Source organism: Desulfomonilia bacterium, assembly GCA_036567785.1.
Lineage (GTDB): Bacteria > Desulfobacterota > Desulfomonilia > UBA1062 > UBA1062 > DATCTV01.
The window spans coordinates 1-12404 of sequence record DATCTV010000035.1 but is presented as its reverse complement, the minus strand read 5'-3'; the positions used below and the strand labels follow the sequence as shown (position 1 = coordinate 12404).

Here is a 12404-nt window from a genome sequence, read left to right as displayed (position 1 = left end):
TGATGGATAAAACTGCAAACGAACCGGTGGTAATAAAGAAGAAAGGTGCATTGCGGGAATGGGCCGAGGCATTGGTCGTGGCTTTCATTCTTGCCATGATAATAAAGGCTTTTATTCTGGGATCCTACTGGGTACCCAGTTCTTCAATGGAAGATACCGTATTCAAAAACGACTGGCTCCTGGCTACTAAATTCAATTACGGCTCCACCATACCGTTCACAACTGACAAATTATGGGGAAAGGATATAGTACCCGGGAGAGGCGATGTCATAATATTTTCCTTTCCGCTGGACAAGTCGGTCGATTTTGTAAAGCGCGTCGTAGGTCTGCCCGGTGAGAGAATTGCGATAAAGGACAAGAAAGTTTTTATAAACGGCAGAGAACTTGTTCTGGGACATGAAAAATATACCGAACCGCTTATTAACAGCGGCGAGGCAGCTATCAGGGACAACATGCCTGAGATGACGATTCCGCAGGGTACTGTTTTCGTGATGGGTGATAACAGGGACAACAGTTTCGACAGCCGGTTCTGGGGGCCGCTTTCCATACAGAACATCAAGGGCAAGGCCCTTATACTCTACTTCTCATGGGATAAGGATCATATTCTGCAGCGGCTCGGCAGGATAGGCCATGTGATAAGGTGATGTGAACAAAAAAAGGAGAAGAAAATGGAAGGGTGGAGCGAGGAAGAGATAAGAAACAAGAGTCTTATGGCGCCGTGCGGGCTTTATTGCGGGGCCTGCGGGGTTTATATCGCAACCAGGGACAAAAATGAAAAATTCAAGACAGTCATGGGTAATCTCTACGGAACTAAACCTGAAGATACCGAATGCATGGGTTGCATGCAGCCTGAGCCTCCCGAGAAGCTTTATGGCTACTGTAAAATGTGCTCAATCAGAGACTGTATAAGAGCCAAGGGGTTCTATTCATGCCACCAATGTACGGATTGGCCATGTGAAATGATCGAGAATTTCGGATTCGCCACAGGCAGGCGCGTTATGAAAGATACTATCCCTGTATGGCGTAAAAAGGTCAGGGAACTAGGTGACGAAGAGGGCAGCGTTGAATGGGCCCGGTCGGTCTGCAAGCGATATCATTGTCCCGAATGCGGCAAACCCTTGTTCCGTGGAGCCAAAACCTGCCGCAACTGTAAGGCGGATGTAGCGGAGAAGCTAGACGGAAGGCTTTAGAATAAATAACTCAACTAAGATATCAGCCTTTGATCATGCCAATAGACGAATCATTAACCCATCCGCGTTTATCTGACGCTAACCTGATCAATGTCCAGCCGCCTTCTCTCTTGTCAGTCCTGACGACTGTTCCGGCATGAAGCCTGAAGAGTTCAGTGTCTTTCGGATCAGGCCCTGCCAGCACCGATACCTCTTTGCCGGTGACCACGGCGCGGTTATCATATGCCGCCTGATAGCATTTGACGCCGAATGAAACACCTGTGCCCAGCCAGGCCACGAGAAGAACTATGAGCATTACAAAAGCCCATTCCTCTTTTACGAAAATTCTGAGGATCAGAACGGCAAAGAAAAGCAGGTTCACAACTGCGAACATGACGAACAGCTCATTAGGATTCACGGAATCAAGCCAGAAGAATACTGACTGAAGAGGGGGGCCGGGAGGTTCCGTCGCATCCTGCAATCTGTCCCTGACATAACCCAGGTTGAATATAAGGTCTGCATCCCTTGGCAGGAACATTCTGGCCCGTTCATAATTCAATATTGTGTTTCCTTTGTCTCCGAGCCGGAAATAGGCGTTCCCGAGATTGTATAACAGATGAGGCGACGGATATCTTTTGCCTGCAAGCTTGGAATAAAGACGAACGGCATCTGCATAGTCCCCGTTCCTGTATGCCTGATTGCCCTTGAAAAAGTCTTCTTCGGCGTTCGTTGCGTATGCGTTTGAAATACCGATGATAAAGAGCATTGAAGTTAGCGTTAATGCGCTCATGAAGAAACGTTTCATTTCGCCTCCCTGTCTATGCGCCTTATCAATCTGCAAAGGTCGATCTCTGTTTTTGCGGGCATATCCCCTTTTCCTGTATAGACTGACTGCTGGAGTTCTGAAAGCGCCTTCCTGAGGTCACCTGCATCTGTCTGGCCGACTCCCCGGTCCGTAAGGATGTCATATGCTTCTTCAGGTGTTATGATGCCGTAGGAAAGCCCGAATCTGTTGTTGATAAAGATGCGTATGGCTTCTATTGTCAGGTTTGCGCTGAGATTATGTCCTGTGAGCGATGAACAGAAAACATCTGCCGCCTTTTTCGCTTTTATCACGCCTTCATGCTTCATGCCCCAATTCCTTCGTCTGACAAAAGCTGCAACGGCCAGCCAGGCAATTGGTGGAATGAGAAGGATTATTGATGCGTAAAGGGTGTTTTTCATGACGTTAAAGCCCTGTCTCATGTCCCCTGCATCGGTGTGTATGGGAAGGATATCCCTGCCGAGTTCCCTGACCTCTGATTTTTGGGTTGCGTCGGATGTCTGTAACTGGCTGCCGGCGGCAGGGGCCTGCCCGGACTGTACATCACCCTGGGAGACGTTAAGCCTGAGCGCAGGAGACTTGAGGGTCCTGTAGCTGCCGGAGGCCGTATCGAAATATGTAAGACTGAGCTGCGGCAATTCATAGATACCCGGTTTCTTCGGCACGATGGCCCATTTCATAGTCTTCGATCCGGTTTCCCCTCCTGAAGTCGTATCCGATTCGATCTTCGGCTGGTCCGGATATACCTTGAGTCCATCGATATCGGCAAATGTAAGGTCCGGTATCATGTTCACAGTGCCTTCGCCGCTTACCGTTATTGTCAGGTTGGCGGAGTCGCCGGTCTTGACCTGAGCAGGATCGAGTTGTGTCTTCATATCGAATTTCCCTACGAGGCCGCTGAAATCGGCAGGTCTTCCCTCCTGGGGAAAAGGCCTTACGCTGAGGCTGAGCGCTCCGGATGAAACCACTGCCGGTTTGCCGCGTGTCTCGAAGAAAGGGTCATTGAAAAAATCCTGTCTGCTGCGTCGCGACTGGTCATAGACGCTCATCCGCATCGATGAAGGGGCTATCCTGTATTCCCCGGGTTTGCTTACGCTGAGCAGATATCGGACTTCCAGGACCTGCACAACATTCCCGCCTGCAGTTGTCTGGTATTCGGAAGGCTCGCCCAGCTGTTTGAACGATATGCCTTTTACCTCAGGAAGCTGAACCGAGACGTCGCTTACCCTGACCGAACGAAACAGCTTTAGCGTGTAGACGATCTGCTGACCGGGATAGGCAGTTGTCGAGGACATGCTTGCAGAGAGAGAAAGAGGACCTGCCGCACCGGCGTTAACATTTGGCTCTCTTGAAACGCTCAAACGTACTGTGTTGCTCGAGTATGTTCTTCCCGAGACAGTTATGCTTGCCGGTCCTATGGTGAAGGTTCCGGTCTTTATGGGCTGCAGGATGTATGTGGTCTGGTTCGACCTTGTCATGCTGCCGTTGATGATCTGTATCTGTGAAGATGTCCCGCCACGGCTTACTGTAAAATCCTGAAGTCCCTGTATGGAAGGGTCGCCTCCTGAGCCTCCTTCGATGCTGACGTTCAGCTGCACCGTATCGCCCACGGTTGCTTCATTGCGGTCGAGTGAGATGCTTATACCGGTCTTGGCCGAGACAATTCCCGGCGCCAGAAGGCATAATATTAATATAGATATGATCGTAATCTTTTTCATTACCAGTATTTACCCGATTTAGGTGACCCGTCCTCCTGCTGGGGCTGGTTCTTGTGGAAGCGGGACCGGTCCTCCTGGATGTTTCCCAGCAGTGCCTCGGCCTGTGCCCTGGCAGGCGAGTTGGCCTGCTGCTGTTTCTGACCCGTTTTATCCTGTTTGTCAACTTGAGCAGGATTAACGGCCTTCAGTTCTCCTTCAAGATTCTGCGGCTGCTGCTGTTGTTGTTGCTGTTGCTGGTTTCCATCCTTTTGCTGTTTTTGTCCGGATTGATCTTTCAGGGTGTCGTTTTTGCCTTTCTGCTGCTTGTCATTTTTCTGCTGGTCATTCTGCTGGTTGTTTCCGGACTGGTCATTCTGCTGCTTGTTTTCCTGCTCCTTTTTGTTCTGCTGATTCTGTTGTTGTTGCTGCTGCTGTTTCTTTTTCTCCTCTTCCTCTTTTATTTTTTTAAGTGCCAGTTCGAGATTGTTGCGGGCATCGCCGCTTCCAGGTTTCATGCGAAGGGCTTCCTTGAAAAATGATACTGCAGACTGCATATCACCTGCCATAAAGGCGGTATTCCCGAGGTTGTATGCCGCCCTGAAGCGCATGTCATTATCCACGGCCCTCTGATAGACGCTTGTAAATGCTTCTTGTGCCTTTTTGTAGTCTTTGAGCTGATAAAGGGCACAGCCTTTGTTGTAGCGGTATGATATGTCCTTGGGATTCTCCAGGTCGAGTTTTTCATATGAGGATTCGGCCTGCTTGTATTCACCTTTTCTGTAAAGCCTGTCGGGATTGGATGCTGCATGAGCGAATTCAAATGAAAGGCTGATGGTGAGAAGAATGACAAAAATGAAGGTTAAGTTTTTCATCTTATGCACCCTTTACCAAATCCTGAGGTTTGCCCCGCTCTTTCAAAAGTCTTTCGCACAATAAGAGAAGTATTGCGGCAGCAATGAACCAGGCGAATCTGTCCTCATAGACCTTGATTTTGCCGCTCTTGAGTTCGCTTGCCTTCGTGTGGAATTTGATGCCGGCGAAGTAGAGCATGTCCAGGTCGAGGTCGCCAGTTGCGGCGCGGACATAGCCGCCTCCTGTAAGCCGGGCGATTTCCCTGAGGCCGTTTTCGTCAAGCTTCGAAAGCACCATGTTTCCCTCGCTGTCCTTTGCAAATCCGCCCCCTTCTGTGTCCGGAACAGGCGCGCCTTCCGGTGCTCCTATGCCGAAGACATAAATCTTCACGCCTTTTGCCTTTGCCTTTTCTGCCGCCGCCTTTCCCCTGCCTTCATTGTCCTCACCGTCAGTGATCAGAAGTATTACCTTGTCCGTGGCGGATTTATAGTCAAAGGCGTCCAGCGACTTGTCAATGGCCTTTCCGAGGTCGGTGCCGGGAACAGGTATCATCCCCGGCTCGATCTGACCGAGAAACATCTGTAGTGCGGAATAGTCCAGGGTGAGCGGGCATTCGAGAAACGCCTCTCCTGAAAACGCCACCAGTCCTACACGGTCTCCCTGCACCACCTTTATGAAATCAGATACCTCGCGTTTCGCCTGCTCGAGCCTGTTCGGTTTAACATCAGAAGCCAGCATGCTAGGGCTTGCATCCACACAGACTATGATATCCACTCCCTTCTGGGTCACCTCCTGATAATGAGACCCCCAGCGCGGGCCCGCAAGTGCTGTAATCAGTAGAGCCAGCGCGGCTGTGATGAGCACGCCCTTGAAAAAGCGTACACCGGGTCTCGGCTTTCCTGCGAGACGGACGAGAAGGTCCGGATCGGCCATCCTTTTGAGCCTTGCGGTTCTCAGCCGTCCGGAGATAATGAGGCCGGCAGCAACGAACGGCAACAACCACAGAAAATGAAGTATCCATGTATTGCTGAAGCTCATGGTACAACTCCGAATATGCTTATTTCCAGCCCGAGGGCGGCGAAAAGAAGAACAAGCGCTGGAATGAGCAGCCAGCGGTAAAGCTCCTTGAAACTGAAAAATTCCTTTATCTTGACATCGCGCTTCTCGGCCTTGTTTATGATGCCGTAGATATCTTCAAGCCCTTTGGTGTCGGATGCCAGGAAGAATCGGGCGTCCGTTGTCCTGGCTATGTCAGTCAGCGTGTTTTCGTCGAGGTCGTCATCGATATAACCCACCTGCTGTCCGAATGGAGTATTTACTACAATCGGCGCCCTTCCGTGCCCTCCCACGCCTATCGTGTAGATCTTTATCCCCAGCGCCCTTGCGGCCTCTGCGGCCTGCTGCGGAGAAATTTTTCCCGTGTTGCTTCGTCCATCGGTAACCAGGATGATTATCTTCGATGGCGCATTGATATCCTTGAGCCGTTTTGCGCTGATGGCGATGGCGTCGCCCATGGAAGTGCTGTCGCCCGCCATCCCTGTCTGCATGTTTTCTACAAGCTTAAGGAGCAGACCTTTGTCCATGGTGAGAGGTGCTTGTGTATATGCCTCGGCTCCGAAGACGACTATGCCCATCCTGTCGTGCTCGCGCTCCTTTATGAATTCGCTCACGACCTTCTTGACTGCAGTAAGGCGTGTTGCGGGTTGACCGTCTAGAGTGAAATCCATGGCTTCCATAGAGCGTGATGTATCAAGGCATAGTATTATATCCACACCCGGCGAGATGGTTTCATGTTCAACATTGTAGAGCTGAGGCCGGCCTGCGGCAACGCACAATAGTATAAGGGCCGAGGCGGCCAGTATGAGGGGAAGGCGTGCCTTCAGCCTTTCTCCTCCATTCATGAGCTTTTTGAGGGACGATGCGGTCGAAAAGACAGCCGATGAATTCGAGTGCCTTGTCTCAAGGAACAACCATATAAAGACCAGAGCAAGTAGCACGCACATAAGAATCGGGTAAGCGAAACGGAAACTCATTGCAGATTCTCCCCTTCATGTGCGGGTTTCGATTCCGGTGAAGTGCACGAGATGTATTCAAGTGCAGATTCAATGTCCTGAGACTTTTGTGATGGTGATGGAACGCTGTCCGCGAATTTAACCATATCCGCCCTTTTCAGGATGGCCAGAAGTTCCCGGTCGATATCCAGGGCAATGAACTGGGATATCTCTTCCGTCGTGGATTCTGCCGCAGGAAAGCCTCTTATCTCCTCAAGATACCGCTTCATGATCTCGGAGAAGCGAAAATAGTATTCCTTTATCCTGCCTGATTCAAAAAGCGCCGATGCCTCCAGTTGTTCGAGACCATTCCTTGCACGTATATATGGCGGGGCTGCTAAAATTCCTTGCCTTCTTGCTGATCGTTTCTTGAGCCACAGGATGATGCCTGCAGCACATGCAACAATTAGTACAGCTAGTGCCGTCCAGAGAACCCATGGCAGCCAGAGCGGATAGGCAGGTATGATGTCCTGTATAGGCTTGAGATGCTGTTTATCCGGACTCGATCCCATGTTACTGCCAACCTTTAATATGAGGGCATCCGACGAGGCGGTAAGCCTTTCTCCCTTGCCGTTCAGATAGGTGAGCTTAACCGGGCCTATAGGTATGCTCTCGAGGGAATCTGCTATGAAAGTCACTTTGAGACCGCTGGGATCGGCCTTTATTCCTGTGATGCTAAGATTGTCAATACCTTCGATCTGAGGCTTTTCAGGAAGCCGGCAATCTTTAGGGAGGGTAAATCCAAGGTTGAGCGTTACGGTGTCACCGACCTTTGCCGAAACGGGATCTAGGCGTGCTGCGATTTTCATTGTCCCGTTGGATACAGGCGCATTTGCAGGATTCGCTGCCTTCTGTTGAGGCGTTGCGGCCATCAGCACTGAAGCGCATATCATAAGTACGGTAATCAAAATGATGCAGCGAATGAAGGATTTTTCAGACATTTATCCGGTTTCTCCTGCTTAGGAAAAGTCTGGAAAGAGGCTCCATGACATCACCGTTGGTGCTTATATCAACTACATCCACGCCACATGCGGATGTTATTGTCTTCAGATAGGCATCCTGTTGGGCCTTTTCCATTCTCCACCTCTGTCTTACCTGAGTGCTCGAAGTGTTTATCACTGAACTTTCGCCTGTCTCGGGATCTCTCATGCGTATGAGTCCTGCATCCGGAAGTTCGGATTCGGCGGGATCGGTAATACGCAGTATGGTTAGGTCATGCTTTCTGGCTGTAAGTCTGAGGCTTTTTTCAAACCCCTCGTCCATGCAGTCGGAAAGCAGGAAGACGATCGCATGTCGTTTAACGGCACGGTTGAGATATGTCAGCGCGGAGTCGATGCTGGTTCGCGGCCTTACGGCCTCGAATGTAAATATCTCCTTGATGAGCCTCCATACGTGATTCGCCCCTTTTTTCGGGGGGAGGAATCTCTCGACCTGAGAGGTGAAAAGTATCGCACCGACCTTGTCGTTCGTGCGTATGGCGAGGAATGCCAGCATGCCGGCTATTTCAGCCATGACATCCCTCTTGAAGCGGCCTTTTGTCCCGAACTGCTGCGAACCGGACATGTCTATTAGCAGGATAAGGGTAAGCTCTCGTTCCTCGTGGAATACCTTTACAAAGGGACGGCCGTTTCTGGCCGAGACATTCCAGTCGATTGATCGTATATCGTCGCCAGACTGATATTCACGCACTTCGGAAAATTCCATGCCGTGACCCTTGAAGGCGCTTACGTACTGTCCCGCGAACATTTCGTTGGCCATGTGGCGGGTGTGGAAGTGGAACTTCTGTATCTTCGAAAGGATCTCTTCCGAGAGCATCAGGGGACCTCTATACGTTCTAGGACGGCCTCTATTATTTCATCGGCGCTTTTTCCCTCGGCTTCCGCTTCATAGCTCAATATGATGCGGTGCCTCAATACGTCCGGCGCCATGGTCTTTATATCCTGCGGTATGACATAGCCGCGTCCCATCAGGAAGGCATATGCCTTTGATGCCAACCCCAGCCAGATTGAAGCCCTAGGAGATGCGCCATAGCTTACGAGGGGGCCGACCTTGAGGCCGAAATCTTTTGGCCGCCTTGTGGCATTAGTTATCCTGACTATGTAGTCCATGAGCTTGTCTTCCATGTGGATGCTATTCATTGTCCGGCTTGCCTGGATGAGCTTCTCGGGTTCTATGACTGTCTTAACCTCTTCACCGCTTTGCATATATGAGCGCTGCATGATCTCCTTTTCCTCGGCCTCGGAGGGGTAGCCCACTTTTATCTTCAGCATGAAGCGGTCGATCTGGGCTTCGGGTAGGGGATAGGTGCCCTCCTGCTCGATCGGGTTCTGTGTTGCAAGGACAAGGAACGGGTTTCCTAGCTTGAAGGTTGTCTCTCCGATGGTTACCTGGCGCTCCTGCATTGCTTCGAGCAGAGCGCTCTGGACCTTGGCCGGAGCGCGGTTGATCTCATCGGCAAGGATTATGTTATGGAATATTGGACCTTTCTTGACCTCGAAAGAACCACTTTCCATTCGGTATATCTGCGTTCCGATGATGTCAGCCGGCAGAAGGTCAGGCGTAAACTGTATGCGTTGGAAGGAGGTGTTGATTACTTGCGCCAGGGTTTTTACGGCTGTGGTCTTTGCGAGCCCGGGCAGGCCTTCCAGCAGAAGATGTCCGTTACATAAGAGCCCTATAAGCATTCGTTCGACGAGATTTCGCTGGCCAACGATGACTTTTCCTATTTCGCTGGAGACCTGTCTGAAAATGAGGCTTTCCTGTTCGATCTTTCTGGTGACTTCCTGAATATCCATAACTGTTCAACCCTCCCTGAAAGAATGCTTGAGTTATTAATAACATTGTTTTTTCTTTTCAAGACGGGTTTACATTTTTTTACAAAGACTAAAAAATTTTAATGCATATAAACTGAAGTGGCACTTGCCTTCATTTCCTGTATTGTCAAATATACATCCTTTTTGCTTGATATTATCTGCACGCTCGTTTATCCATGGGACACTTTTCTTAAGATTGGAGGAAATGTTCATGAGAGAAGCTGTCATAGTCAGTGCTGTAAGGACTCCATTGGGATCTTTCGGCGGATCGCTGGCAAATTTGGGGGCAGTAAAACTGGGAGCCCTGGTTATCGATGAAGCAGTGAAAAGGGCCGGCATAAAGAAATCAGATGTTGACGAAGCCATAATGGGAATAGTGCTTCCGTGCGGTTACGGCCAGAATCCTGGAAAACTCGCAGTGATAGAAGCAGGCATGCCATGGGAGGTAGAGGCAATTTCGGTAAATAAGGTATGCGGCTCCAGTCTCAAGGCCGTGATGCTTGCAGCACAGGCGGTTCAATGCGGTGATGCGGATGTTGTAGTGGCGGGCGGTATGGAATGTATGAGTATGGCCCCCTATTATCTGGAAAAAGGCAGATTCGGCTACCGCATGGGCGACGGGGCAATCCGGGACCATATGGTCCACGATGGTCTGTGGGATGTCGTAAATGATTTCCACATGGGGATGTCAAACGAACTCTGCTCGGAAAAATACGGAATCACCCGTGAAGATCAGGACAGGTTTGCCGAGGAATCCTACAAAAGAGCCATTACGGCCATAGAATCGGGAAGATTCAAGGATGAAATAGTGCCCGTACCTATAAAAGACAGAAAGGGAAATATATCGATGTTCGATACCGATGAATGTCCGAAACCGACTCCTTACGAGGTACTGGCCAAAATGCCTCCCGCGTTCAAGAAGAACGGGGGCGTAGGCACCGCAGGAAATGCATCCGTCATTTCCGATGGAGCTGCTGCGGTTGTCGTTATGGCAAGGGAAAAGGCAGTGGAACTGGAGTGCAGAATCATGGCCACCATAGGTGCTCAGGCTTCGGCAGGTCTGGATATGAAATACGTTCTCGTCGCACCTATACTGGCTATTCCGAAGGTGCTAAAAAAACAGGGTATCAGCCTGAATGAGGTTGATTTGTTCGAGGTAAACGAGGCGTTTTCAGGTTCTTCATGTGCCATCGAGAAAGAACTCAAGCTAGATAGGGCCAGGGTAAATGTGAACGGCGGAAGCGTTGCTTTAGGCCATCCAATCGGTGCAAGCGGCGCTCGGATTCTGACGACGCTTTTATATGAAATGGAAAAAAGAGATCTGAAGACAGGGCTCGCCTCACTGTGTCTTGGCGGAGGAGAGGCCGTCGCACTGGTAGTGAAGAGATAGAAGGGAGAAAAACAATGGAAATTAAGACTTTCGGAGTGATCGGCGCGGGACAGATGGGCAATGGTATTGCACAGGTTGCAGCAATGAGCGGTATCAATGTGATCATGAACGATATAGCACAGGAGTTCGTCGACAAAGGACTCAAGAATATTGCGAAGCTTCTTTCCAAAAACGTCGAGAAAGGAAAGATGAGCGAGGACGAAAAGAATGCGGTTCTCGACAGGATTAAGCTCAGTACAAACCTTAAGGATATGGAATCAGCGGATTTCATAGTGGAAGCTGCCAGCGAGAGGGAAGACATAAAGTTTGGAATATTCAAAACGCTGGACGAGGTCTGTCCTGCAGACTCAATACTTTCAACAAATACGTCATCCATTCCGATTGGCCGTATAGCCGCAAAAACGAAGAGACCTGACAAAGTAATAGGGATGCACTTCATGAACCCGGTTCCGGTAATGAAGCTGGTCGAAATCATTCGAGGAATAGCTACATCCGATGAGACCTTCAAGCTAACATGGGATCTGTCTGTTAAATTCGGAAAGATTCCGGCCGAGGCGAACGACTATCCGGGATTCATAGCCAACAGGATACTTATGCCCATGATAAACGAGGCGGTCTACTGTCTTTATCACGGAGTCGGCACGGCAGATGCGATCGATACGGTAATGAAACTCGGGATGAATCATCCGATGGGTCCTTTAGCTCTTGCAGACCTGATAGGACTGGATACCTGCCTTGCCATTATGCAGACTCTTTATGATGGTTTCTGCGATTCTAAATATCGTCCGTGCCCATTGCTTAGGAAATATGTCGAAGCAGGATGGCTGGGCAAGAAAACGGGCAAGGGTTTCTATGAATATTCCCAGTCATGATGATAAGGAAATATAATAGAATCATTTTTCAAAGAATTTATAATAAATACAAGATTAAAGCTTGACTTTTAATAATGCATTGTTTAGAGACGGAATCTGCGCATAGAATAGGTGTGCGCACACAGGGCTGGAGTAGCTCAATCGGCAGAGCAGCTGATTTGTAATCAGCAGGTTGCGGGTTCAAGTCCCATCTCCAGCTCCAGAAAAATACGGAGGGGTTCCCGAGTGGCTAAAGGGAGCAGACTGTAAATCTGCCGGCGGCGCCTTCGGTGGTTCGAATCCACCCCCCTCCACCAGGAATAGGCTTTAAAAAGAGGGATCGCAGGAGACTATAGTCGATATTGACTGCGTTCATCTTGACGGATATGCGGGAATAGCTCAGTGGCTAGAGCGTCAGCCTTCCAAGCTGAGGGTCGCGGGTTCGAATCCCGTTTCCCGCTCCACTTTCCCTCAAAGAACTGGCAGAGATGCCCACATAGCTCAGTTGGTAGAGCACGTCCTTGGTAAGGACGAGGTCTCCAGTTCAATCCTGGATGTGGGCTCCATTAATAACGTATATAAAAGAAAAATAGAAATAAGAGAAAGGGGGTTCTGACATGGCCAAGGAAGTATTTAAGAGGACGAAGCCGCATGTTAATATAGGTACGATAGGGCACATAGATCATGGTAAGACGACGTTGACGGCGGCGATAACGAAGCATTTGGCGAAGAAGGGGATGGCCGAATATGTAGCATAT

The 12404-nt window shown here is 49.8% G+C and carries 13 protein-coding genes and 4 tRNA genes; 9 read left to right on the top strand and 8 right to left on the bottom strand.

Annotated elements, in window-relative coordinates; all coding sequences use genetic code 11:
• The first annotated feature begins 2 nt into the window (after nucleotides 1-2).
• Both lepB and VIS94_10200 read left to right on the top strand, forming a co-directional pair.
• The gene (lepB, locus tag VIS94_10205; protein ID HEY9161444.1) at nucleotides 3-644 is read left to right on the top strand and encodes a signal peptidase I; all 642 of its coding nucleotides are present in this window, start codon (nucleotides 3-5) and stop codon (nucleotides 642-644) included.
• A 24-nt stretch (nucleotides 645-668) separates the two neighbouring features.
• Nucleotides 669-1190, top strand: a complete 522-nt coding sequence (locus VIS94_10200; GenBank protein ID HEY9161443.1) for a DUF3795 domain-containing protein — start codon at nucleotides 669-671, stop codon at nucleotides 1188-1190.
• Nucleotides 1191-1212: 22 nt separating this feature from the next.
• Here VIS94_10200 and VIS94_10195 read toward each other — a convergent pair whose 3' ends face one another.
• Genes VIS94_10195 through VIS94_10160 form a run of 8 tightly spaced genes read right to left on the bottom strand, consistent with a single transcriptional unit; the run spans nucleotide 1213 to nucleotide 9387 of the window.
• On the bottom strand, nucleotides 1213-1974 hold the full coding sequence (locus VIS94_10195) for an SH3 domain-containing protein (protein HEY9161442.1): 762 nt from the start codon (nucleotides 1972-1974) through the stop codon (nucleotides 1213-1215).
• The gene (locus tag VIS94_10190; GenBank protein ID HEY9161441.1) at nucleotides 1971-3710 is read right to left on the bottom strand and encodes a BatD family protein; all 1740 of its coding nucleotides are present in this window, start codon (nucleotides 3708-3710) and stop codon (nucleotides 1971-1973) included. Before VIS94_10190 ends, VIS94_10195 begins: the two co-directional genes overlap by 4 nt.
• Nucleotides 3710-4561: a tetratricopeptide repeat protein gene (locus VIS94_10185; protein ID HEY9161440.1), complete on the bottom strand. Its 852-nt coding sequence runs from the start codon at nucleotides 4559-4561 to the stop codon at nucleotides 3710-3712. The genes VIS94_10190 and VIS94_10185 overlap by 1 nt, the downstream gene beginning before the upstream one ends.
• 1 nt (nucleotide 4562) lies before the next feature.
• Nucleotides 4563-5579, bottom strand: a complete 1017-nt coding sequence (locus VIS94_10180) for a VWA domain-containing protein (protein HEY9161439.1) — start codon at nucleotides 5577-5579, stop codon at nucleotides 4563-4565.
• Nucleotides 5576-6574 carry a VWA domain-containing protein gene (locus tag VIS94_10175; GenBank protein ID HEY9161438.1) on the bottom strand — a complete coding sequence of 333 codons (999 nt, stop codon included), beginning with the start codon at nucleotides 6572-6574 and terminating at the stop codon, nucleotides 5576-5578. Before VIS94_10175 ends, VIS94_10180 begins: the two co-directional genes overlap by 4 nt.
• Nucleotides 6571-7533, bottom strand: coding sequence for a hypothetical protein (locus VIS94_10170; protein ID HEY9161437.1), 963 nt, complete (start codon nucleotides 7531-7533; stop codon nucleotides 6571-6573). The genes VIS94_10175 and VIS94_10170 overlap by 4 nt, the downstream gene beginning before the upstream one ends.
• The gene (locus VIS94_10165; protein HEY9161436.1) at nucleotides 7526-8407 is read right to left on the bottom strand and encodes a DUF58 domain-containing protein; all 882 of its coding nucleotides are present in this window, start codon (nucleotides 8405-8407) and stop codon (nucleotides 7526-7528) included. Before VIS94_10165 ends, VIS94_10170 begins: the two co-directional genes overlap by 8 nt.
• Complete coding sequence (locus VIS94_10160) at nucleotides 8407-9387, bottom strand: MoxR family ATPase (GenBank protein HEY9161435.1); 981 nt, start codon at nucleotides 9385-9387, stop codon at nucleotides 8407-8409. Before VIS94_10160 ends, VIS94_10165 begins: the two co-directional genes overlap by 1 nt.
• 229 nt (nucleotides 9388-9616) lie before the next feature.
• Between VIS94_10160 and VIS94_10155 the strand changes: the two genes are divergently transcribed.
• From VIS94_10155 to VIS94_10125, 7 genes are all read left to right on the top strand, one after another.
• The gene (locus tag VIS94_10155) at nucleotides 9617-10795 is read left to right on the top strand and encodes an acetyl-CoA C-acetyltransferase (protein HEY9161434.1); all 1179 of its coding nucleotides are present in this window, start codon (nucleotides 9617-9619) and stop codon (nucleotides 10793-10795) included.
• 14 nt (nucleotides 10796-10809) lie between these two features.
• A complete protein-coding gene (locus VIS94_10150) occupies nucleotides 10810-11667 on the top strand; it encodes a 3-hydroxybutyryl-CoA dehydrogenase (protein HEY9161433.1) in 858 nt (285 codons plus the stop codon).
• 126 nt (nucleotides 11668-11793) lie between these two features.
• A tRNA-Thr gene (locus tag VIS94_10145) sits at nucleotides 11794-11869 on the top strand.
• Between the two features lie 9 nt (nucleotides 11870-11878).
• Nucleotides 11879-11963: transfer RNA gene (locus VIS94_10140), tRNA-Tyr, on the top strand.
• A 71-nt stretch (nucleotides 11964-12034) separates the two neighbouring features.
• Nucleotides 12035-12110 (top strand) — tRNA-Gly (locus tag VIS94_10135).
• A gap of 26 nt (nucleotides 12111-12136) precedes the next feature.
• Nucleotides 12137-12212, top strand: a tRNA-Thr gene (locus VIS94_10130).
• 51 nt (nucleotides 12213-12263) lie between these two features.
• Nucleotides 12264-12404: GTP-binding protein (locus VIS94_10125; protein ID HEY9161432.1), on the top strand; the 141-nt coding region annotated here is incomplete at its 3' end.

Excerpts from the sequence above, each read along its gene's own strand:
- lepB (HEY9161444.1), top strand. The coding sequence starts at position 3 with ATGGATAAAACTGCAAACGAACCGGTGGTAATAAAGAAGAAAGGTGCA.
- VIS94_10200 (HEY9161443.1), top strand. The coding sequence starts at position 669 with ATGGAAGGGTGGAGCGAGGAAGAGATAAGAAACAAGAGTCTTATGGCG.
- VIS94_10195 (HEY9161442.1), bottom strand. The coding sequence starts at position 1,974 with ATGAAACGTTTCTTCATGAGCGCATTAACGCTAACTTCAATGCTCTTT.
- VIS94_10190 (HEY9161441.1), bottom strand. The coding sequence starts at position 3,710 with ATGAAAAAGATTACGATCATATCTATATTAATATTATGCCTTCTGGCG.
- VIS94_10185 (HEY9161440.1), bottom strand. The coding sequence starts at position 4,561 with ATGAAAAACTTAACCTTCATTTTTGTCATTCTTCTCACCATCAGCCTT.
- VIS94_10180 (HEY9161439.1), bottom strand. The coding sequence starts at position 5,579 with ATGAGCTTCAGCAATACATGGATACTTCATTTTCTGTGGTTGTTGCCG.
- VIS94_10175 (HEY9161438.1), bottom strand. The coding sequence starts at position 6,574 with ATGAGTTTCCGTTTCGCTTACCCGATTCTTATGTGCGTGCTACTTGCT.
- VIS94_10170 (HEY9161437.1), bottom strand. The coding sequence starts at position 7,533 with ATGTCTGAAAAATCCTTCATTCGCTGCATCATTTTGATTACCGTACTT.
- VIS94_10165 (HEY9161436.1), bottom strand. The coding sequence starts at position 8,407 with ATGCTCTCGGAAGAGATCCTTTCGAAGATACAGAAGTTCCACTTCCAC.
- VIS94_10160 (HEY9161435.1), bottom strand. The coding sequence starts at position 9,387 with ATGGATATTCAGGAAGTCACCAGAAAGATCGAACAGGAAAGCCTCATT.
- VIS94_10155 (HEY9161434.1), top strand. The coding sequence starts at position 9,617 with ATGAGAGAAGCTGTCATAGTCAGTGCTGTAAGGACTCCATTGGGATCT.
- VIS94_10150 (HEY9161433.1), top strand. The coding sequence starts at position 10,810 with ATGGAAATTAAGACTTTCGGAGTGATCGGCGCGGGACAGATGGGCAAT.